Below are 20855 nucleotides of genomic sequence, written 5' to 3'. Positions count from 1 at the left end.
CGAAGCAACGGCCAGATTTGGCCTAACGACATGTCTGCCAGAGGGATACTTGCGTTTGACCGGCCAATCCCCTCGAATTTTGCGTGCAATCCTTGCAGCGGGCACCGCGCTCGTCGGACGCGTCGCTGCGGACTTCTGGTGTTGGACGAGAAATCAGCATGCTTGAGACAGATACCGAAGTCAGCCTTGAAATCCTGAAAGATAGCGAGTGGCTCGAAACTTCCTGGAAGCAGCTCGAAGCGAAGGTACCTCACTCGTTCTTCTTGTCATGGCTCTGGATCGGAACCTGGCTACGACATATACCCAAGGGCACGCAACCACACGTCCTCGTAGCCCGGTCGTCAGACAAGATCGTTGGCTTGGCTATTATTTGTCGGCGGGGCACGTGGCGTCTCGGTCCCCATGCGCGGACACGTTGGCTGCTCAATGAATCAGGCGACAAACGTTTCGATCGATTGTTCATCGAGTGCAATCATATTCTTGCAGAGCAACCAGCGACTATCATTCCGGCAGGTCTCGATGTATTGACGTCACGCTTGCGCCGCTCAGATCAATTGGTCCTTTCCGGAATTGATCCGGACCTTGAGTTGGCTGCTTGTCGCGCCGCGGGCCGGGCCGGGCTCGTTACCGACGTGAAACAGGCCGACTCCGCGTTGTGGGTTGATTTCGCCAAAGTCCGTCAGCAAGGCCAGAGCTATCGCGCCACGTTGGGCCGCAGTACCCGTCAAGCCGTAAGCCGAGCGATGCGGCTGTACGCCGACCGCGGGCCCCTTGAGCTTCGGATCATGGAAACGACAACGGAAGCCCTCGCCGCGTTCCATCTGCTGAGCGACTTTCATCGGTCGCGGTGGGGCCATAAGGGGGCTTTCGCCAATCCGGGATTCCGTCCATTTCACGAAGAGTTAATTTCGCGCGGAGTTCCCACGGGGGCCGTCCGCATCTCGCGGACGTTAGTTGGCGACCAGACAGTTGGGGTCCTGTACAATTTCGTGCATGACGGCCGTGTCCTCAATTACCAAAGCGGCTTTCTTTATGAGAGCGATAGCCGGATCAAGCCCGGGCTTGTGAGCCATGTCCTGGCTATTGAGGAGAGCATCGCACGCGGGGAAAATGGCTACGACTTCCTGGCAGGTGGCGCTGGGCACAAGTCCCATCTGGCGAATACGGAATATGCCATGACGTGGATCTCAATCGGCCGCGACGGTCCCGAGCGCCACATCGAGGCCAAGATCCGCACTGCCAAGCGAATGCTGCGAACCATCGCGACGAACCTTCCAAAAAAGAAGCTTCGGCTGTTCACCCCGAAAGCGACAAGTCAGCTGCCGTCGTGATCGGCGACGAGGTTGCAGCTACCATCTGCTGCGAAAAACAGTCCTCTGCCGGCAACCTCTTTCCACCAGCCATTTCCGGACGCAGAGCGACGCAAGCTGACGACACCGAAGCGCCACGCGCTCTTGTCGCCCTGGTAGGGCCGCACGGAGAACAAATCCTCGTAGTTCGGCACCGGCCAGGTATGATCCAGCACATCCCAATCGGCCACCTTGCCACTAAGCCACATATCAAAGTGATCCCTGATTCCTGTGCCGGGCGGATTTGGATAAAGGGCAATTAGATGGGCTGTTCCGTCACGATCGAGCCTGGCAGGCAGCGATTCGACAATTTGTCGCAGCAGGTCGGTACCCTGCAGTCCGCCACTCCAGAAATTGTCTCCCGGCTGGGCCGCGCTGTCAGGAGCATAGGGAGGATTGGCTAAAAGCAGATCACAGGTCCCATCGATTGATTTGAAGAGGTCGCTCAAAATAAACCGGGTGTTGCTCTTGCCGTTAAGCATTGCATTGAAGCTGGCAAATGCGAGAGCCCGCGGATTGATGTCTGCGCCGACCACAGACGTACAGTGCTCTGCAGCCAGGATCGCGTGAATGCCCGAGCCAGTCCCCAAGTCGATCGCCCTCCGCCGGGGCACCCGCTTCACCAATCCGCCGAGGATGTAGCTCTCTCCCCATAGCCACATGACCTGATTGATTGCGGCGTTCTTGGCCGCCTGGTCCGTTGCAATGTAGTTGCCGTAGCAAGGAAACAGACAGACGTTTGCTTGCAGGGCGCCGCCGGCAAGTTGGACGAGCCCCATGTCAAGCGCGACGTCGACGAAGTTCGCAGAAGCCCGGTTCGCGATGAGGTCCACGCTGACTCGATCGCCATCGATAAAGAGCGAAATAAGATTGTCGATGAGATCGTCTGGACGAACTACCCAATCAGGCCTCATCGAGGCCCAAAAATTCACCCCAAGACGCGGGAACACTCCTAGCCGCTTTGCGCAGCTTGCCAGGTCAAAACTTGCATTGCGCAATGCCTCGACGAAGCGGGCCATGCGTTCAGGGCCGACAGGAACCGGTGCGGCGACCTCGCGGCGGATCGTCCGCAGGCTCCCGCTTGCCGACTGTTCCGAGCCACGATCCGTCGATCCGGCCGCTTGTAGAAGCGCAATTATCTTGTCCTTCTGATCGACAAGCTCCGACTTCAATTCCGCATCTATCGCACCGACAGGCGCGTCCAATTTGAGCCGGGAGCCTTCAACCCACAGGTTCACCTTCCGACTACGTAGAACCGCCAGAAGCGTGTCGCTGTCCATCACAAGCTTCCCTTGATTTCAACCGATCAAACGTTGCCCATGGCCTCGTTATGTATTCCCTTCACCGCCCGTCCGGATGGATCATTCATGCTCGCAAACTGCCGCGACCAGCGAAATGCGGTCGGCGTGGAGCAGGCGATCGAGGGACCGACCGGGACAGTTAGGCAGGCCGTCGGATTCTTGAAATGGCTATCAAAGATGGCCCTGTAGAAGTATCCTTCCTTTGAAGTCGGCGTTTGCTGCGGAAATCTCTTGCCGGCCTCGGCGAACATCGCATCCGAGACGTTATTCTCGGCATACTGCCTCAAGCTATCGATCCAGCCGTACCCTACTCCATCGGAAAACTGCTCTTTCTGACGCCACAGGACATTCTCCGGCAACAGGTCGGCAAATGCTTCCCGCAATATGCCTTTCTCGATCTTCTCGCCGGGACACATCTTCTCAGTGGGATCTATCGACATCGCGCAATCCAGAAATTCCTTGTCCAGGAACGGCACGCGGGCCTCGACTCCCCATGCGGCTGTCGCCTTGTTCGCACGACAACAGTCATACTTGCTGAGTGCAAAGAGCTTTCGAACGGTTTCGTCGTGAAACTCTTCCGCCGATGGAGCCATGTGGAAATAGAGATACCCGCCAAACACCTCGTCGGCGCCTTCTCCGGACAATACCATCTTGATGCCCATTGCCTTGATTTTGCGCGCCATGAGATACATCGGCGTGCCGGCACGAATGGTGGTGACATCAAAGGTCTCGAGGTGCCGGATCACGTCTGGCAATGCATCCAACCCTTCCTGCACAGTAAAAACCAGCTCGTGATGCACCGTCCCGATGTGAGCCGCCACGGTTCGCGCATACTTCATGTCAGGTGAATCTTGCAGACCGACGGAGAACGAGTGCAGCCTTGGCCACCACGCCTCCTCGGTCTCTCCAGACTCAACCCGCTTGAAGCGGTGTCTTGCCGCGAGCGCTGCTATGAGGGACGAATCAAGTCCACCGGAAATGAGAACCCCGTAGGGCACATCGCACATCATCTGCTGCTTGACCGCAGTTTCCAGCGATGTTCGGAGCTCGCCCAGGGACACTTTCCTTGTCGGGAGTGTACGGGCCCATTCCGGATCATACCACTTGACGAACTCCCCGGTATGGCCGCTGTAATGATGCCCCGGCGGAAACTCCCGGATTATCTCGCATACGGTGTCGAGAGCTTTCATTTCGCTCGCAACGTAAGTGGCGCCGTCGTTCCCCCATCCGATGTAAAGCGGAACTATGCCCATGTGATCTCGGGCAACAAAGAACTCGCCGGTGCGTTCGTCGACGAGGGCAAATGCGAAGATGCCGCTCAACATGCTGCACAGGGCTGGTCCGTACTCATCGTACAGATACAGGATGATTTCGCAATCGGACTTCGTTTTCCAGGCATGCGGCAGCTTCAGTGCGTCGCGCAAAGCGACATGATTGTAGATCTCTCCGTTCACAGCCAAGGCGCGGCCCGCCGCAACGTCGAGGAGTGGTTGGGCACCGTGCTCTACATCAACGATGGAAAGGCGTTCGTGCGCGAGTATTGCGGCTTCACTGGAGTAAATGCCGCTCCAGTCTGGCCCGCGATGTCTGACCATCTTGGCCAACTCGAGAGCCCGGCTGCGAGCCAATTGGAGCGGTTCGGTAAATCCAAAAATGCCAACGAAGCCACACAACGTGGTCAAACCTTCCTATGGGCCCGATCGCGGACAAAGCAGAACAGAGGACCGGGAACGAAAATGATCTAACAATTCAACGCTGTCGAAATCAGTGGCCGGCCAGCTTTGCGTCAAAACGTCTTGGTTGCCACCGGTCTTTCAATTCCAAACTACCCAACGGGTCCTGCCCGCTGTCGTGCGCAATCGAAGCGGGCCCTAACCCCGTCGTACCTACGATGCCGCCTCCGGGTTCGTCACTTTTTGTCGCGTAGCGAGGCTGCCGCAGTCACGTCGTTCCGGCCGCTTACCACCGGAGCCGTTGAACTGCTCAGCTTTCGGGGAGACGCATCAGGACCATCCTGGTATCGCAGGCTGACCTCGATGGTGTCACCCGGCTGCAATTCGGTATCCTCGTTCGCAACAATCCGTTGCGGGCCCTTGTCGCTGCTTCTGATAATCGCAATATCGGGCTTGCTGCCGGATCCTCGTGCGAGCTGCGACCGAACCATCGAGGTGTACTGAAGCTTCTCGCCGACGCTCTGCAATTTCTCGCGAATCTGATTGAGCCTCACGCTCGTGTCTTGCAGCTCCCGAAGCAGGTCAAGCCTCCGCTGATCGTCGAGCTTTACCAACCGTCTGGCAAAATCGTCCTGCTGCTTCTTGACTTGCAGCAACTGCGCGGAAGTCTGCAGCCTCCGGGTTGCCGACAAGAGCACCGCGCGGCGCGCGTCCGTCACGCGAGGGCTGATCAAGGATCCCTTTCCGAACAGATCTGTCGCTTTCTGAAGGTCATCCACGTCGGACTGAAATCCCTCCTCATCCTTCTTTTGCTGCTCTGACAGGACGCGGACCTCGTCATCCCCCTGTTTGACACCACGCTGCAAGAACGCCTTTTCCTGTTGATAGTCGTTCTGCCTCGTCTTCAGATACTCCGCTTCCGCATTGACGATTTCCGAGATTGCGGACCGAGCTATCGGCGTATCGCTCAGAGCAGCCGGGCTCATCTGCGCCGTCTCTCCGAGCTCAGTCTTGATCCGCCACATCCGCGCCTGTTCCTTGGCGAGGTCTGTCCACAGCGATCCATACTCGCTTCGCAGGTCGGCTGACTCGAGATACGGGTTGTTCATTCTGATGTGCATGACATCGTAGCCGCCCGCCACAGCGATGATCTGGCGTGCGGTGCTCGCCGGGCGATAGGTATACTCGCCCGGCTTCGAGACATCCCCGTTGACGTAAACAGGCCTGTACTCCGCAACGGACGCCGTGACCTGGTCCGCATCGATCACGATGACAACCTCGCGGCCGTCGACAGTCCTCTGCCGAAAGACCTTGCTCGTCAGTGCCGCGCCAATCTTGGCTCGAATCTCCGGCAACGGGAGACCGGCGACCGGAACCATCCCAACAAGCGGTAACGAGATGTTGCCGTCGACCTGGACCGGAGCACGTTGCCGCAGGTCCGCTACGCCTGCCACCGCGACCTCCAGAACATCTCCGACATTCACTCGATATTCGGCTCTAGCCTGAGCGGAAATCGTCAGGCCGACAACCACAAGTCCCCATCTCATGCAACGGATGCAACGAACGGGTTGACCGGCGCGCATGACAGGCCAGGAACGATTGCGCAGCTTGAAATAGGGCATGGCGTGTTCGGTCGATTTGATCTCAACTGGTTGACCGATAATCTCATCCCGCAGCGCTTCCACTCAACTGACCATCGTAGTTACTCCACGCTACCCATTTATTGCCAGTCCGCCTTGTGACCTGAATGGTATTGTTCTTGGTGGAAGATGGACCGCCTGGGAGTAATCGGTGACCTATGCGTCGTTCAGCAATTCGCCGACCTCTACGGGGCGTCCGGCGCGTTCGGTCGCAGTCGGTAACGTCGGCAAGAATCGATTGGTCGGCGTACTGGTATTGGCGGCAGGCGCCGAGTTCCTCCTGGTAGCTGTTGGGGCTTATTCTGCCGCCGTTGCCTATTATGGCCTGGCGTTTTTCAACTATCCGGACAGCCCGAAATACGTTCTGGAATCGGTCCTGCTTGCCACGTTGCAGCTGCTTGTATCCGTCGGGCTCCGGCAGTATTCGCGAATCCAGACGCAGCCGCGGCATATCTTCCTATGGAGCGGTGTCAGCGCCGTCTTCCTTGTATTCTCCTTCTTCATCTCGGCGATATTTGTCCTCAAGGTCTCGGACGGATACTCGCGGGCGACCGTCATAGCCCAGGCTGCAAGCGTCCTCGTTATGGTACTCTGCGCGCGCGCAATATGTTTCTCATTGCTACAGCCTGCCATCGCATCCGGACTGATCGACGCCAGGCGCGTTATTCTCATAGGGGACCCGCGCCACTGCCTGCACTTTTCCGCGCGGGTGCTCGCCACAGGAATCCGAACCATCCGCTCGTTCGACTTCCCGACCTTTCGCGCTGGCTCTTCAGCACCGGAGCGCTCGAACGCGGCGGACGCATCGTCCTATGCCCGCGCACTGATCGCGGAATGCCGCCCCCTCCGAGCCGATGACATCGTCATTCTGAGCTCGGAGTCGGATGTTCCGGCCGCCCTCTCGCTCGCCGGCGCCCTGTCAGAGCTTCCCGTTGACGTTCACGTCGTCCCTGTCGGAGCCATCGATCTCATGGCTGTGTCGCGCATCACGCAGTTCGGCAACGTGGTGACGATGCGCATCTTCCAGTCTCCCCTGACGCTATTCCACCGGGCCATCAAGCGAACATTCGACATCGTGGCGGCGATCGTCGGGCTTGTCATCATCAGCCCACTCTTCGTCATCATTCCACTGGCGATCAAGCTCGACTCCCGCGGGCCGGTGCTATTTCGTCAGACACGGCATGGTTACAACAACGAAACCATTCGCGTGCTGAAGTTCCGATCGATGACCGTGACCGAGGACGGCGACAATTTCAAGCAAGTGACCAGACATGATCCGCGCGTGACCCGGCTGGGGCGCTTCATGCGCCATACCAATATCGATGAGCTTCCACAGCTCTTCAACGTACTGATCGGCGATATGTCACTCGTCGGCCCTCGTCCGCACGCGACCTCGCAGAACGAGACCTTCTCCCAGCTGATCTCGTCGTTCTCACGTCGTCACAACGTCAAGCCCGGCATTACCGGGTGGGCGCAGGTCAACGGGCATCGCGGCGAAACCGATACCTTGGAAAAGATGCAACGTCGTATCGAGCACGATCTGTATTACATCGACAACTGGTCATTCCTGCTCGATCTCAAGATCATCATCATGACCCTCTTCTCCAGAAGGGCCTATTTGAATGCCCATTAACGCGCAGTCGCCCCGCCGCCGCCTATTCCGCACGGCGCACTCTTAACGGCATTGCGGTCAATGCCACTCTCGCGTGATCAACGGAGTCTTCGGACGTGCTACCAGTAAGTGCAGGTTAGAGAACATGCTGCAAACGAGACCAGACAGTTTGGCACCCCAGGACCCGATGCCGCCTGAATTCGGTTCTCCGGCCGAATTCCTGGCAGGCGCACTCGCATTTTTGCGCCGCCGGCTTTCGACCATACTGAAGACCTGGCTTTTGGCATTTGCCGTTGCCTTGCTCTATCTCGTTGTCGCTGTCCCCACGTTTACCTCCACCGCGCAACTTATCGTCGACGCCAAGACGACTTCAAGCGACGCGGCGTCGGTGACGACGGCTGTAGACAGTCAGATCGCCATCCTGAAATCGGACGGCGTCGCCCGCGCGGTGATAGCCAAACTCGGTCTAGCGCGAGATCCGGAGTTTTCGGCAGGCGCCCTGCACCGCCTCAGCCAATCGGCATCCCGGCTGCTCGGCTGGAGCCGGCCGGAAACCGACCCCAGCTTGACGCGCGATGCATTAGAGGCATTCCATCGCAAGCTTTCGGTCAGGCGGGCCGGCGTCACCTACATCGTTGACTTGGCCTTCAATTCCGCCTCTCCCGATCGGGCATCGAAGATCCTGAGCACGGTCGTAGAAAGCTACATTGCGTCGCAGATGGACGCGAAATACAAGTGGGGTCTGCAGAACGAGCAATGGGTCAAGGATCGTCTCAGCGATCTGAGTGGCCAAGCAGCTGCCGCCAAGCGGGCTATCGCAGATTATAACAGCGCTAGAAATAATAACCCGGTTTCCGCGGGCACCGCAGAACCGAACGGGAGCGTCCCCGACGAACTCCACCAACTGCAAGCCACCGCGGACGCCGCGGCCAAGGCCTATGACAATTTCCTTCGAATGTTGCGCTATACGGACGCCGTGCAGCAACAAGCGCCGCCGGTGTTCGAAGCGCGCCTCCTCACGGGGGTCTCCGAGCCCTACACGGCAAGCTCACCAAACGCTCGATTGGTTCTTGCGGTATCGATCCTTGGCGGCTTGCTGCTTGGGATCGGCATTGGATTGCTGCGCGACTGGTCCGCGGGACGATTCCCGGTTGCCCGCAGGTCCGCAGGGGGCGCGTACGGGGTCGCTGCAGTCGTCCAGGCATTCAAGGCGAGCAGCGCCAAGGCTCATTTGGATGGACCGTTCAGAGCCGAAAAACATCCAGCGTACAAGGACGCCAATCCCGACTTCTAGCCGCAGGGATGGCTCATTCAGAAGGGTGTGCTCCTCCTTGCCGAACCGCAATTTCCGGGCAAGACCTTGACCGCAACCAAACGGCTTCGCGTAGCGTCCACCAGCGTTGGAATCAGGAATGACGAGCTTTATTCGAGCGCCCGACGGACCGGCGTCCATGTTCGGCAAGGTCCTTCGGCAGTCGTCGCTGGCCTTGATCTATCGCTGTTCGGGTGCCGCGGTCTCGCTCCTCTTCGGCGTGAGTTTTGCGCGGATGATGAGCATAGAGGAATACGGAGCGCTTATGTCGCTGATGACATTCGCGGTCGTCACCTCCACGGTCGGCCTCTTTGGCCAGCAGTTTCGCGTGCTACGGGAAATACCAAGCATCGCCGTCAGGAAATGTTACCCAGAGATCAGCTCGATCGTCGCGAAGCAGGTTCGTCTGGCGTGTCTAGGCAGCATTGCCGTGACGCTGGTCTGCCTCCTCGTGTTCGTCGTCGCTCACGGCCGCGATGGGATATTCGGCCGGTGGCAAAACTGCACGAGCGTGCTTCTAATCTTGCCATTGGCGTTGATCGAAATGCAGAGCTCGTTAGGGCGCGCACTCGGCTCCGTCAACCTCGCGCTGCTGACCAAGGATGTGTTGTGGCGGCTGCTGATCATACTTCTGGGCGGCGTTCTTTTCTCGACGCATGGCCGTCCGCTGCAGGCCGGAGACGTTCTGATGATTGCGACCGGCGTCCTGGTCGTGCTGATCCCGACTCAGAACGCTTACCTACGACGTCTCGCGGAGGGCTATAACGTATTCACCATCGCGGTGAGGCGATCGAACGACCGGGTTGCTGACATCCTATCCACTACGGTACCGTTCTGGGTAACCAGTATCACCAGCGTGATGGGCGGCACAGTCGATGTCATCATCGTCTCAATCATGGTCGGTCCAGAAGCCGGCGGATATTATTACGCTGCCACGCGTATTGCATTCCTTCTTGATTTCTTTCTGGCAACCTTCTGCGTTCCCGCAGCGCCTCTTATGGCGCGTCTGTTCGATGAAGGGCGCCATGCGGAAATCACGCGCATCACGTCTGGAGCGTCAACGGCTGCGTTCGCCGCCGTCCTCTGCTGCGTCGTAACATTGGCATTCGCCGGCGACCTCGCGCTGATGACGTTCGGAGCCGCTTTCACCCGCGCCTACAGCGTCCTGATGGTATTGGCAATCGGCCTGTTGATCTCGACCTACTTCGGCATCGGCCCTATCGCACTGAATATGACCGGACACCAGCGTGCCGCGATGCAAATCGTGGTAACAACTTGGGCGGCGGGACTTCTGGCCATGATCGGCGCGACCTGGGCCTTTGGGGCTCTAGGAGCGGCAGTTGCCGGCTCCTGCGCGGGCGTGGCAACCAGGGCATGGACAGCGGCCTACCTGTACGCTGCGGAAGGAATCGATATTACTGCCACCAGGACGCTCATTGCGTTAGCAAGGCGCACATCGCGGCGAGGCCCATCCGAACCGCGCACGGACGCTGTTCGGCCGGAAGCCGGCGCCACCGTTCTCGACTTGCGGCCGAGCTTGCGGCGGTCGGAACACAACGTACGTGAATCGGGGAGATAGCTGAATGCGCTCGTTGTCATACGAGGACGCCGCTGCTGCAATCGGCACTGTGCGCGAAAGACGGCCCATCATGGACCAGGGTGAATTCAATTTCGAGGTGTCGGGAAACCCGCTTTCGCTCGGGCTGGTGAAGCTTCTGCACACGATTGTTGAGCGGAGTACGGGGCGCGGAATGGGCATCGCAATGCGAGCGGTCCGGCCCCTCCTCCATTCCCAGACGCCTTGCGTCCATTTCGCGGACGGTAGCCGGTTGTACTTTGAGCTGGACGACGTCTACTGGAATGCGTTCTTCGTCGGTCAGTCGCATCGCACCTACGAATCGGACATAGGGATGCTTCTGCTGCGGCTGAAGGATATCGATTACACGTTCTTCGATTGCGGTGCCAACATCGGATACTGGTCCGTTCTCGTCACGTCGGAGATGCTGGGTCGCAAGCGCGCAATAGCTGTCGAGGCTTCACGGAAAACGCTCGCGATTCTCGAGCAGAATCGCGACGCCAACAACCGGCGCTTCGAGATCTGCCACAAGGCCTTGTTCGAGACTGACGGACAGATGTTGTCCTTCTCCGATGACGGATCTCATGACGCCCGACACATCGTTGCGTCGCAGGGCATGCATTTAGAGCGCGTCGAGCCGGTTCTATCGATAACGCTTGATTCGTTGGCACGGCAGCTGCAGATGAACGACCGTGATCGGCTCGTCGTCAAGCTCGACGTCGAGGGCGCGGAAATATCGGCCTTCAAGGGCGCGCGCGAGGTGCTCAAGCGCGATACGCTGATCATCTACGAGGATCACGGCAACGACCGGAGTCACACGACAACAAGGTACATGCTCGACACTCAAGGATTTCCGGTCTTTTCCATCGCTCCGGACGGGACAATTGCGAAGGTCGAGGAACTCGCTTTTCTGGACAGGGTCAAGACGAACCCGAGAATTGGCTACAATTTCGTAACCTGCCCTCCAGGAAGCGGCTTCCACCAATGGATGGAACGGGCAGCCAGTCGCGCATAAACGCGCCGGCGAAGCTGTAGATGATCCTGGCGGAGCGCCTCATAGATTGATGACCTGAGCGCATCTGATTTCCATTCGAAGCGCCTCGCGCACGAGCCGCTCGCCGTCATCACTATCAGATTGTTAGCTAATGCCCAGCAGTCCGTGCATCGCCGACTGGATGCCATTCATTCGGGCCTCGAACGCAACCTTTGTGTCGAATTGCCCGCCCACGCCGATGCGAGGCAGTGCGTGTTGATTTGGCTTGCGATCGGACAATTGCCCATGCCGCGTGGTCACCGCGGTCGAAAAGCCAACTTCCTCCGCAAGAAGTTCCTCCCGAGTGTCACACGCTCCCGGGGTGCCGTAAGGATAGGCGAAATGCCGGATGGGCATCTGAAGCAAATTCTCCAGATAGCTGCGGTTGCCCGCCATTTCGGCGCGCGCGGAAGCCGTGTCCAGGCACGCCAGTGCCGGGTGGGATTCCGTGTGCCCGCCAATTGAAGCGAGAGGATGCTGCGCCAGGACCTGAAGCTCGCGTTCATCCAGAAAATAAACATCGTTCAAGGCCGATAGAGATACGCCGGCATTGCGGAACGTTGGAACGAGCATTTCGGCCCGGTTGTAATCTTCGTGAATCCACCTCGCTACCTTGTCCATGGCAGACGCCTTGCTGTTCAGATCTGGACAGGAAAACCGAATGCCCATCGCGTCAACGGTAACGGTGTCTCGCGAGCGAAGAACTTCGCGCAAACCGAGCCACCACGCCTGCAGCGTTCGCGTCGGAGCGCCCGTAGGAACGTATACGGTGAATGGCGCGTTGTGTCGCTCGAGGATCGGAAGCGCCGTCGAAACGTTGTCTCGATAGCCGTCATCGAAGGTAAGCACCGCGTAGCGGCGCGACTGCGGACCATTTGCCAACCGCTCAAGACATGTTTCGAGGCTGACGATCTCCCACCCCTCGCGGCGCAGCCATTCAAGCGAATGCTCAAAGAAGTCCTCCGATGTTCCGGTCATCAACTCCGAGCGGAAATCCCGCTGAATCTCGTGGAACATTAGAATAGCGGCCCTGCCTGCAAAAAGCTTTCGGAGAGCTGGCGTCAGTCCGGACCAACGGATCGCCTGGAATAGGGCTGCTTTGAAACTCTGCTTCACGGCGTCCGCTCGTCGAGTAGACCGCTGGTCAGAGAATTCGTCACACGACTCTGAGGTCGGGTTGATTCCACGCGCGGCGCGCTGCCGATGTTCATATTCAAATTGTCCGTCGTGAGAACAGTGGGCGTCTCTTGCTCACTGGCAGGCATTGGCCCTCCATTTATCGAGGAACCGCGGCATCTCCGCAACTGCGACACTGCGACACTGGTACTCACTCATAGGTACCCCTCAATTCGCCCATCCCACCCTGAATGCACCTCCGGCATCGGAGAGCTTTCAAGGTAGCTTTTTTCTGTCGGGCACGAAAAACACCAAGCGCAGTGGCCGTTGTGACCTGCGTTGTCGATGGAACGGCTCCTTGATGAAGGTACTCCTCGCTAACAAATACCTCTTCAATAACGGTGGCGCAGAGACCGTTCTGTTTCAGGAGCGAGATTTCCTGACACGCAGCGGGATAGAAGTCATTGACTTCGCGATGCAGCATGAACGGAATATCGAGTCGCGCTACTCCACTCATTTTGTGAGACGCCAGGATTATCGGAACGGCGGCTACCTCTCCAAGATAAAAGGTGCTCTCGCGCTGATCCACTCACGCGAGGCCGTGAGCAAGCTCGCATCACTGATCGATGAAACGCGACCAGACTTGATGCACTGTCACAACATCTATCATCAGTTGACGCCATCGATTGTCGGCGTCGCCAAGTCGCGCGGAATTCCGGTTGTCCTGACGCTGCACGATACCAAGCCTGTCTGTCCGGTACACACGCGGGCGCTCGGAAACCAACTATGTTCGCTGTGCCTCTCCGGTGGATTCCATCACGTATTGATGCATCGTTGTTCCGACGGCTCGTTGGCACAGAGTGCCACGCTTTACCTCGAAGCGGTCACGCAACAATGGCTCGGAAGCTACGAGAAGGTGGATCGCTTTATCGCACCGAGCCGCTTCATGCAGGATTCGGTGTCACGCCGCTTCTCCCCGGACAGGACCGTGCTGCTCTACAACGGGGTGGATGTCAGGGGCATTTCGCCGCGCGGCCAGGACAAGGGATACGTTCTTTACTGTGGCCGGCTCGCGCCGGGCAAGGGTGCGGAGACACTGTTGCGCGCCCATCAGGCGGCAGGATCTCCGTGGCCACTTGTCATTGCAGGCACGGGCCCGCTGACCGATGACTTAAAGTCGCAATTTGCACGAAACGTACAGTTTGCGGGTCATCTCTCCGGAGAGACGCTGAGCACAACAATAGCCGAAGCATCCGTCGTGGTTGTGCCTTCCGAGTGGTGCGAGAATTGCCCGATGTCCGTGCTGGAGGCGATGGCGCAGGGCAAGGCTGTCATTGCGACCCGCATCGGCGGCATTCCGGAGCTCGTAAACGACGGCGAGACCGGGTTTCTGTTCGAGCCCGGCAATGTCGACGATCTTCGAACCCATCTCGAGTGCCTCATGGGCGACGGCGAGCGCCGCGCACAAATGGGAGCCGCCGGACGACTTCATGTGGAGCGGCACTTTTCCCTCGAAAAGCACAATGCCGAGCTGATGGCCGTCTACCGATCACTGCTGCCGGGACGATCCATGGCGGCGGCGGTACATGGTGCAAGCGTTCATGAATAGGAGGATGTAGTGAGTGCGGATCATCTCGTACTGCGGGTGATCATGCTTGGTCTGCGTGGATTCCCCAATGTGCAGGGAGGAGTTGAAACCCACGCGGAGCATCTGTGTCCCCATCTCAAGAAGTTGGGGTGCGACGTCAAAGTGATCGTCCGCTCCTCCTATATGCCGCCCAGCCGCGGCGACGAGTGGCACGGAGTACGCTACCAGCGGGTATGGTGCCCGAAGGCGTCCGGTCTCGAGACGATCGTGCATTCGTTTCTCGGCGTGCTGGTCGCCGCATGGCAGCGACCGGACATATTGCACATCCAGGCGATCGGACCGGCCTTGATGGCGCCGCTCGCGCGATTGCTCGGACTGCATGTTGTCGTGACGCATCACGGCCCGGATTACGACCGGGAGAAGTGGGGCCGACTGGCCAGGACGGTTCTGCAGGTAGGCGAAGCCTGGGGCATGCGGTTCTCCAACGGCCGCATCGTGATTTCGCAAACCATTCGGAAGCTGGTGCGGGACAAGTACGGCTTGAACTCGGACCTTATTCCCAACGGGATTATCTTACCTGACGTGCCAAGCAGCATTTCGGCGCTCGAGAAATTCGGGCTCACGCCGGGACGATATGTGCTGATGGTGGGTCGGCTGGTTCCGGAGAAACGGCACCTCGACCTGATTCTGGCCTTTGCCGCTGCCAGGCTCGACGGATGGAAGCTCGTGCTGGTCGGGACGTCCGAACATCCCAACGCCTATACCGCAGCGGTGACAGCGCGCGCCGAGGCGACTTCCGGGGTAGTCGTGGCAGGCTTTCAGTGCGGCGTCGCGCTTCACGAGCTGTACGCCCATGCCGGCATTTTCGTTCTGCCTTCTTCGCACGAGGGCCTGCCGATCTCGCTGCTGGAGGCCCTGAGCTTCGGTCTGCCGGTGATCGCCAGTGACATTCCTGCTCATCTGGAGCTCGGATTGGACGACTCGCACTATTTCCATTTGGGAGACGTATCGGCGCTCGCCCGTCGCCTGGCGTCCTTTGCAAGCAGCACCTGGTCGCCCGAGTTGCGCGAGAAAACGCGCCGCTGGTTGGCAGAACGCGAGGACTGGCACTCTGTCGCCGAACGGACCCTCGGATGCTATCGCAGAGCCATTGGGCCACCCCAGGACGTGCGGCGCCGGACCGCCCCTCCCCGTGCAGCCTAGCGCGTTGCTCGCGTGGCGCGGCGGCAAGAACGTCCTGACCGCCTTGCGTTGGGATCGTACCCGGCCGGCGCGAAACCGCGCCACTCGTCGGGTTGCCTTCCGCCCCTTGATTGAGCGGGAGCTTCGCTCAAGATGAATGCGCTCCTGACATTCCTTCTTTCCTTTGTTTTTGTGAGATCCTTCTCCAACGGGATCGATCGTCTGTATGGCACCGGCATTTCGTCGGCTCTTTCCATGATCGTCATCGCGGTCGGCCTCGTGGCAGCCTGGAACATGCGGCATGTCAGGATACACCGGAGACTTTTCACGCTGTTGATATGCTTGTCGGTCTTTACAACCACTGCTGTACTGTCGCTTGTCGTCAATACGAGGAGCATCATCGACCAATATGTGGCGTGGTACGAGATCATCAGGTACGTCTATCTGTTCATGTTTGTGATATTGGTTTCTTCTGTTTATCAGCATCCTGATTTTTGCCCGAACATTCATCGTGTTTTCATTCTTCTGCTTTTTCTGATGTCGGCAATCGCCTTGTTCCAATACCTGGCCGGATATACCGAGCTCGCGTCGCCATACGACAAGCATGCACGGGCGGCAGGCCCATCGGCGCACCCGGTATCCTTCAGCCTCGAATTGGTTCTGGTCTTCTTCCTTTGCGAGCTGTCGCGTCGGAAACTGCGCGCCTCCGTCGGATACTTTGACATTGTCGTGTATCTGCTCTTTCTCGTCGCCCTGGCCCTCGCTGCGTCAAGAACGGGGGTGGCGCTACTGGGGGTGACCTTCGCTATATATATCTTTGCCCAGAGGCCGGCCCTCCTGCCCGCGTTCGCCGCGGCATTCGTTATCGTCATATGGACGTCTCCATTTGGAGCGTCGTTTTCGGAGCTGAGCTCTGTTCCGGACTATATCTGGAGCGGCAACTACACGGTTTGGGATTGGCGCACGGCTCCGAGTTCCGTCCATTGGCGCATTTTCCACTGGTACTATCTGTCGACGCAAGCACTCGAACAACCGTTGATCGGATATGGTCCCGGTCAAACGCCGCTCTACAGCCCATTCGCTCTTCTTGCGCATAGTGCGTTCGTGGAAATGTTCTTCGAAACCGGCGTGGTCGGCCTGATCTCCTTTACCGTGTTCTGGTTCAGCCTTCCGCTGGCTGCAATGTCGGACCGGCAGAAGCTAGTTGCCTGCTATGGAAGCAGGTCCGCGGAAATCCGACCTTTGAATCTCTGGATTGCGATGTTCATTGGCGTAACGCTGGTGGCGTTGTTCGATGACAGCTTCAACAGGGAAACGGTGGCGTTGTCGTACGTGATCCTCGGTATTTTCCTGGTGCTGGCCGAACCTGAAGCTGCTGTCGAACGCGTCCCCGGGTCGCGTGAATCGCCGATCCCAATGAGCGGCGATTCGCGGACTGAAGCATTGAGGAGCCCCGGAACCATCTGAGCCCAACTTCGCTACTGTCATACTGGCCCCGCTAGGGATTCTTTGCGTGAAGACGAATCTGGCCATTTCCCTCACAGCGCTCTTGGTCCTACAAGCCGTCGTCCCGCTGCCGAGTGCCGGCGGCGAGCGTGCTCTCCACCCCATTTGCGTGTCCCTATCTATCGAATGCGTCGTATCCCAAAATTCCGGGTATGACGCCGGCATCTATCCACACGGGGTCAGGACCTCCTACTCGTGGTATGCCGGAGGCGCTGCCGCCACAGGACGCGGCGCTCCGCCTCCTGATTTCTCTTCGCTGACGGGTTGGGGACAGATCTATCCGCAAGCCGGAGCTCCGAACATTGCTGCCAATGTTTATCTGAAGGACTATCGCGTCTATGTGCACTTGACGAGCGGTGGCTGGCTGCTCGTGCAGGATCAGGCCGCGAATTCGGTCGATGGCGGGCACTACGTGGCAGATTTCTCCAACAACTCCTCCACGGCGATGGAGCTTATCGTTGAATCGGACCAAAGCATCAGGATGAGTTCGCCGTCGCCCGGCTACAATGATCATTTCTGGATGGAACCGAGGGGCTCGTACGCTCCCGAAACGATCGACGGAGTATTCTCGCTGGCACAACTGCGCACCGATAGTGCGAACGCAAATCTGATTGCAAACTTCGGCGGAGACTGGTGGAGAGACACCTCGGCTCCGTACCTCTACCGCAATGGAGTGTTCGTGAACAATCCTGGCATCGGCATGGGTGCGTGGGTCAGATTGACGACGGCCTACCAGTACTTCTTCTTCACAACCATGACCAGGGCACAGCTGCAAACCGACCCACCACCACCCTTGCGGTAGTCGATCTGAGCTCTGGTTCTCGACGGAATTCTGACTAGCTGGTGAGGACCATCAACGAGGCTCCGCCAAGCACCCGCACCGACAGATCCTCTCCGGCGATGCTTCGAACCATTTGCCGCCCCGCTTTGGCGAGGGTTGATTTCGCGGTTCGCCATTCAGGATGGATGTGGAGGAAATCCTCCATCCGGGTGTATTGGTTGTCGATAATCTCGAAGCCGGTGTCGCGCAGCGTCGCCAAAGCGGTCGTCTGGTCGAAGTAGTGCAGGTGACCGACCTCTTTGCGCCGCTGGAGGGGCAGACCGCGCAGCACGCCGAGGATGGTCATGTCGAGGGGGATATGAAACACGTAGTATTTCGAACGCCCTCTGAGCCTTCGCAGAAAGCCCATATAGTCATCGATGTGCTCGAACACATCGATGCACAATAGAAGATCGTAATTTTCGCTGGTATCCGCGAAGTCTCCGCAGTGGAAGCGCAAATTGTCCCGCTCGCGTGGTTTGGCGGCGGTGATGGCATAGGGGGCGATATCGTACCCAACGGCGGTCGAGTCACGGAAGATGTCGTGCTCAAGCAGGGCATTCAGAACGCCTCCCACCCCGCAACCGATGTCGACGATCGTCCGGCAGGTGACCTTGTTGTCGCGCACGATCTTGGCGATCTTCGCAGCCTTCGTGCCAGCGTCTTCGTCATGCCAGCCTGGATGGGCCTCGGCATAACCTTTCCCGGTATAGAGATCGTTGGACCCGAACTCTGCCCCTGTGCTGACAGCCATCGTTCTCTCCCTCAATGAATTGCGCTTGCCTCAGCCTGCGAATTGCAGCCGCGCCGAGGGCGTGCGTTCGAGTTCATAGTGCGCGATCAGGCGACCGGGCGGCCGCGTGTCCTTTCGGTGCCGTCGGATCGCCAAATCGCCGGGCTTCAAATTCGTCAATCCACGACCCGCCATTCAAAGAGAAACGATCCATCTCTGCCGGCAAGTGTGTTCTTGATCTTGAGGTCGTCGCAATAATCCATGCGGGCTACCCCGGAGCGCAGAACTCAATCCGCGCTTTCATCAACAAGCATTCGTCGCCGCAACATATGTGCGTCGAGAACAAGGGTTTGCGCCCAATATACGTGTGTATAAATCACGATTTGAGAGTTTTTTCGCCATTTTTGCTTATTAACCAACCCGCTCAGCAGCCGGGGGGGCGAATCCATTGAACCCGCTGCATTGAAATCTCCTCGCGGTTCGAGGCTGAAGTTGCATTGAAATCTGTTCGCGGCCGCAAGGCCTTGCGAGCATGCAGTATGTCGCGCGTGCCTAACGCGCGGCAGCGGAATGTCTCGTCCTCAATTTGGTCTGCAATGGAGAATTAGAGTGACCGTTCTCGACGACGTCATCAATCAAAACACGACAGGAAAAAGCGAAGGATTCCCGCTGGGCGTTCCTTCATCCTATTCTTGGTATTCCGGCCGAAACGGTGGAGGAGGCACTCCTCCTGCGGACTTCTCGGCCATTACAGGATGGGGTCAGATCTATCCCGAGGTCGGGCAGGCGGTTAATCCGGGTAGCGTCGACATAGCAAATTTCCAGACCTGGGTGCATCTCAAGACCGGCGGCTGGGTCAAGGTGCAGGACCAGGCAACGAGCTCCATCGGAGGCGCCCACTTCACCGCCGACTTCGTCGGGAACGCCAACATTTCGTGGAATGAAACGAAAAACGCGGACGGCAGTGTGTCGGTGGATGCACCGGCCAGTGGATACAACGACCATTTCTGGCCGGGCGGGTCCCGCGGAACCTACACACCCGGATCGATCGACGGCGTTTTCGTCACGGCGAGCATGAAAGTCGACAATCCGAACGAGCATTACGTTGCCAATATCGGTGCCGACTGGTGGAGAAGCGCCACCGCCGGATACGTCTACCAGAACGGCGTATTCGTGAACAATCCCGGCGTCGGGATGAGCAACTGGGTTGAGCTGACCACCAACTATAAGACACTCTACTTCACGACGATGAATCAGACGCAGTTGCAGGCCGATCTGCCGCCTCCGCTGCAGGGCACTTCTGCCCCCACGACTCCGACACAACCGGTCACGACGCCAACGACGCCAACGACCCCGAACGTCGCACCATCAGTTACGCAAGCCTCCGCTTCACCGGGGACCGGAACGGAGCATGTCGGTGACGTCATCACGTTGACTCTCGGTTTCAGCGAGGCTGTAACCGTGACGGGCACGCCGACGCTGACGCTCAATGACGGCGCTAGTGCCTCCTACGTAGGCGGCTCAGGGTCGAACACGCTCACCTTTAAAACGACGGTCTCGGCCACGGACACCAATACGTCGGCACTCGCCATCACCGGTGTCAAGACCCCGAACGGCGCGAGCATCAAGGATTCCGGCGGCCTCGCTGCGGATCTCTCGGGCGCGGTCAAGACATTCTCCGGTCTCCAGGTCTCGACGGCAGCTCCCACGACTCCGCCTACGCAACCGACCACGCCGACATCTCCGTCAACTCCGACTTCTCCCTCGACTCCGACCGTGACCACGCCTTCGCTCGCTATCGCGGACAACTCGCTCTGGGTAGCCGGCCGAGGCGGTCAGGTCGATCTGGGGGCAAAGGTGTCGACGACCGACTCCGACGATCACGTCAGCCTGAACATCAAGGGATTGCCGAGATATGAGACGATCACGACCGGCGATGGTACCACGTTCAGGGGCGACGACATCACTCTGAGCTCCGCACAGGTCGCCAGCGGACTGACGCTGACATCGTACTACAGGGGCAATGCTCATCCCGAGGCCACTCTCACGCTTACCGCCAGTGCGAAGGACCCGGTCACCGGCGATGTGAAGTCAGCGGCGTCGCAGAGGATCACTGTGACAGATCCTCGGCCGTCCACTTCGTGGCCGAGCTCACCGATCACGCCACATCGCAACTTTGCAGACCTCGTTGGGTCGAACACCGGCACGCTGGCAACCACCGGGTCGACGACGACCTCATCGGATCACGGCACGACGGCAGCGTCCCATGGCAAGCCACAGCTTCGCGCTGCTCAACCAGTGTATGGCAAGTAGTTCCGGTCGGGTCGACGGCGGTCACATCGCAGCGGCCATGTCGAACGGTGCTACCTGGACACAGAACTCATTCCTCACCAGACCTCAAGGTTAGTCCAATT

Annotated in this window: 15 protein-coding genes; 10 read left to right on the top strand and 5 right to left on the bottom strand. The window is 58.7% G+C overall.

The window, feature by feature from the left end; translation table 11 throughout:
* The first annotated feature begins 158 nt into the window (after window positions 1–158).
* Complete coding sequence (locus ACVILL_RS28605; RefSeq protein WP_456732113.1) at window positions 159–1331, top strand: GNAT family N-acetyltransferase; 1173 nt, start codon at window positions 159–161, stop codon at window positions 1329–1331.
* Here the strand turns inward: ACVILL_RS28605 and ACVILL_RS28600 are convergent.
* The 3 genes from ACVILL_RS28600 to ACVILL_RS28590 form a co-directional block, all read right to left on the bottom strand.
* Window positions 1316–2629: a TubC N-terminal docking domain-related protein gene (locus tag ACVILL_RS28600; protein ID WP_456732112.1), complete on the bottom strand. Its 1314-nt coding sequence runs from the start codon at window positions 2627–2629 to the stop codon at window positions 1316–1318. The two genes, ACVILL_RS28605 and ACVILL_RS28600, sit on opposite strands and share 16 nt — an antisense overlap.
* A 26-nt stretch (window positions 2630–2655) precedes the next feature.
* Window positions 2656–4323: an asparagine synthase B gene (asnB, locus tag ACVILL_RS28595; protein WP_456734386.1), complete on the bottom strand. Its 1668-nt coding sequence runs from the start codon at window positions 4321–4323 to the stop codon at window positions 2656–2658.
* Window positions 4324–4559: 236 nt separating this feature from the next.
* A complete protein-coding gene (locus ACVILL_RS28590; protein ID WP_456732111.1) occupies window positions 4560–6008 on the bottom strand; it encodes a polysaccharide biosynthesis/export family protein in 1449 nt (482 codons plus the stop codon).
* A 106-nt stretch (window positions 6009–6114) separates the two neighbouring features.
* Here ACVILL_RS28590 and ACVILL_RS28585 point away from each other — a divergent pair, with 106 nt between their 5' ends.
* The 4 genes from ACVILL_RS28585 (at window position 6115) to ACVILL_RS28570 (ending at window position 11478) form a co-directional block, all read left to right on the top strand.
* The gene (locus ACVILL_RS28585; protein WP_456732110.1) at window positions 6115–7596 is read left to right on the top strand and encodes an undecaprenyl-phosphate glucose phosphotransferase; all 1482 of its coding nucleotides are present in this window, start codon (window positions 6115–6117) and stop codon (window positions 7594–7596) included.
* Window positions 7597–7762: 166 nt separating this feature from the next.
* On the top strand, window positions 7763–8869 hold the full coding sequence (locus tag ACVILL_RS28580) for a Wzz/FepE/Etk N-terminal domain-containing protein (RefSeq protein ID WP_456732109.1): 1107 nt from the start codon (window positions 7763–7765) through the stop codon (window positions 8867–8869).
* Window positions 8870–8987: 118 nt separating this feature from the next.
* Window positions 8988–10466: a lipopolysaccharide biosynthesis protein gene (locus ACVILL_RS28575; protein WP_456732108.1), complete on the top strand. Its 1479-nt coding sequence runs from the start codon at window positions 8988–8990 to the stop codon at window positions 10464–10466.
* 4 nt (window positions 10467–10470) lie between these two features.
* Window positions 10471–11478, top strand: coding sequence for an FkbM family methyltransferase (locus tag ACVILL_RS28570; protein ID WP_456732107.1), 1008 nt, complete (start codon window positions 10471–10473; stop codon window positions 11476–11478).
* Between the two features lie 123 nt (window positions 11479–11601).
* Here ACVILL_RS28570 and ACVILL_RS28565 read toward each other — a convergent pair whose 3' ends face one another.
* On the bottom strand, window positions 11602–12612 hold the full coding sequence (locus ACVILL_RS28565; RefSeq protein WP_456732106.1) for a polysaccharide deacetylase family protein: 1011 nt from the start codon (window positions 12610–12612) through the stop codon (window positions 11602–11604).
* A gap of 361 nt (window positions 12613–12973) precedes the next feature.
* On the opposite strand from ACVILL_RS28565, the gene ACVILL_RS28560 reads away from it, so the two are divergent.
* The 4 genes from ACVILL_RS28560 to ACVILL_RS28545 all read left to right on the top strand — a co-directional run bounded on the left by ACVILL_RS28560 (window position 12974) and on the right by ACVILL_RS28545 (window position 17690).
* Entirely contained in the window at window positions 12974–14221 is a 1248-nt protein-coding gene (locus tag ACVILL_RS28560) for a glycosyltransferase family 4 protein (protein WP_456734385.1), read from the top strand.
* Window positions 14222–14230: 9 nt separating this feature from the next.
* The gene (locus ACVILL_RS28555) at window positions 14231–15403 is read left to right on the top strand and encodes a glycosyltransferase family 4 protein (protein ID WP_456732105.1); all 1173 of its coding nucleotides are present in this window, start codon (window positions 14231–14233) and stop codon (window positions 15401–15403) included.
* Between the two features lie 132 nt (window positions 15404–15535).
* A complete protein-coding gene (locus ACVILL_RS28550; protein ID WP_456732104.1) occupies window positions 15536–16849 on the top strand; it encodes an O-antigen ligase family protein in 1314 nt (437 codons plus the stop codon).
* Between the two features lie 46 nt (window positions 16850–16895).
* Window positions 16896–17690: a hypothetical protein gene (locus ACVILL_RS28545; protein WP_456732103.1), complete on the top strand. Its 795-nt coding sequence runs from the start codon at window positions 16896–16898 to the stop codon at window positions 17688–17690.
* 34 nt (window positions 17691–17724) lie between these two features.
* Here the strand turns inward: ACVILL_RS28545 and ACVILL_RS28540 are convergent, their stop codons facing one another.
* Window positions 17725–18462, bottom strand: coding sequence for a class I SAM-dependent methyltransferase (locus ACVILL_RS28540; protein ID WP_456732102.1), 738 nt, complete (start codon window positions 18460–18462; stop codon window positions 17725–17727).
* Window positions 18463–19050: 588 nt separating this feature from the next.
* Here ACVILL_RS28540 and ACVILL_RS28535 point away from each other — a divergent pair.
* Window positions 19051–20754 (top strand): hypothetical protein, encoded by a 1704-nt coding sequence (locus tag ACVILL_RS28535; RefSeq protein WP_456732101.1) that lies wholly within the window; start codon window positions 19051–19053, stop codon window positions 20752–20754.
* The last annotated feature ends 101 nt before the right edge of the window (window positions 20755–20855 follow it).

The organism is Bradyrhizobium sp. USDA 3364, assembly GCF_054056355.1.
The sequence above is the reverse complement of the archived record's forward strand: the minus strand, read 5'-3'. Positions and strand labels throughout refer to the sequence as shown.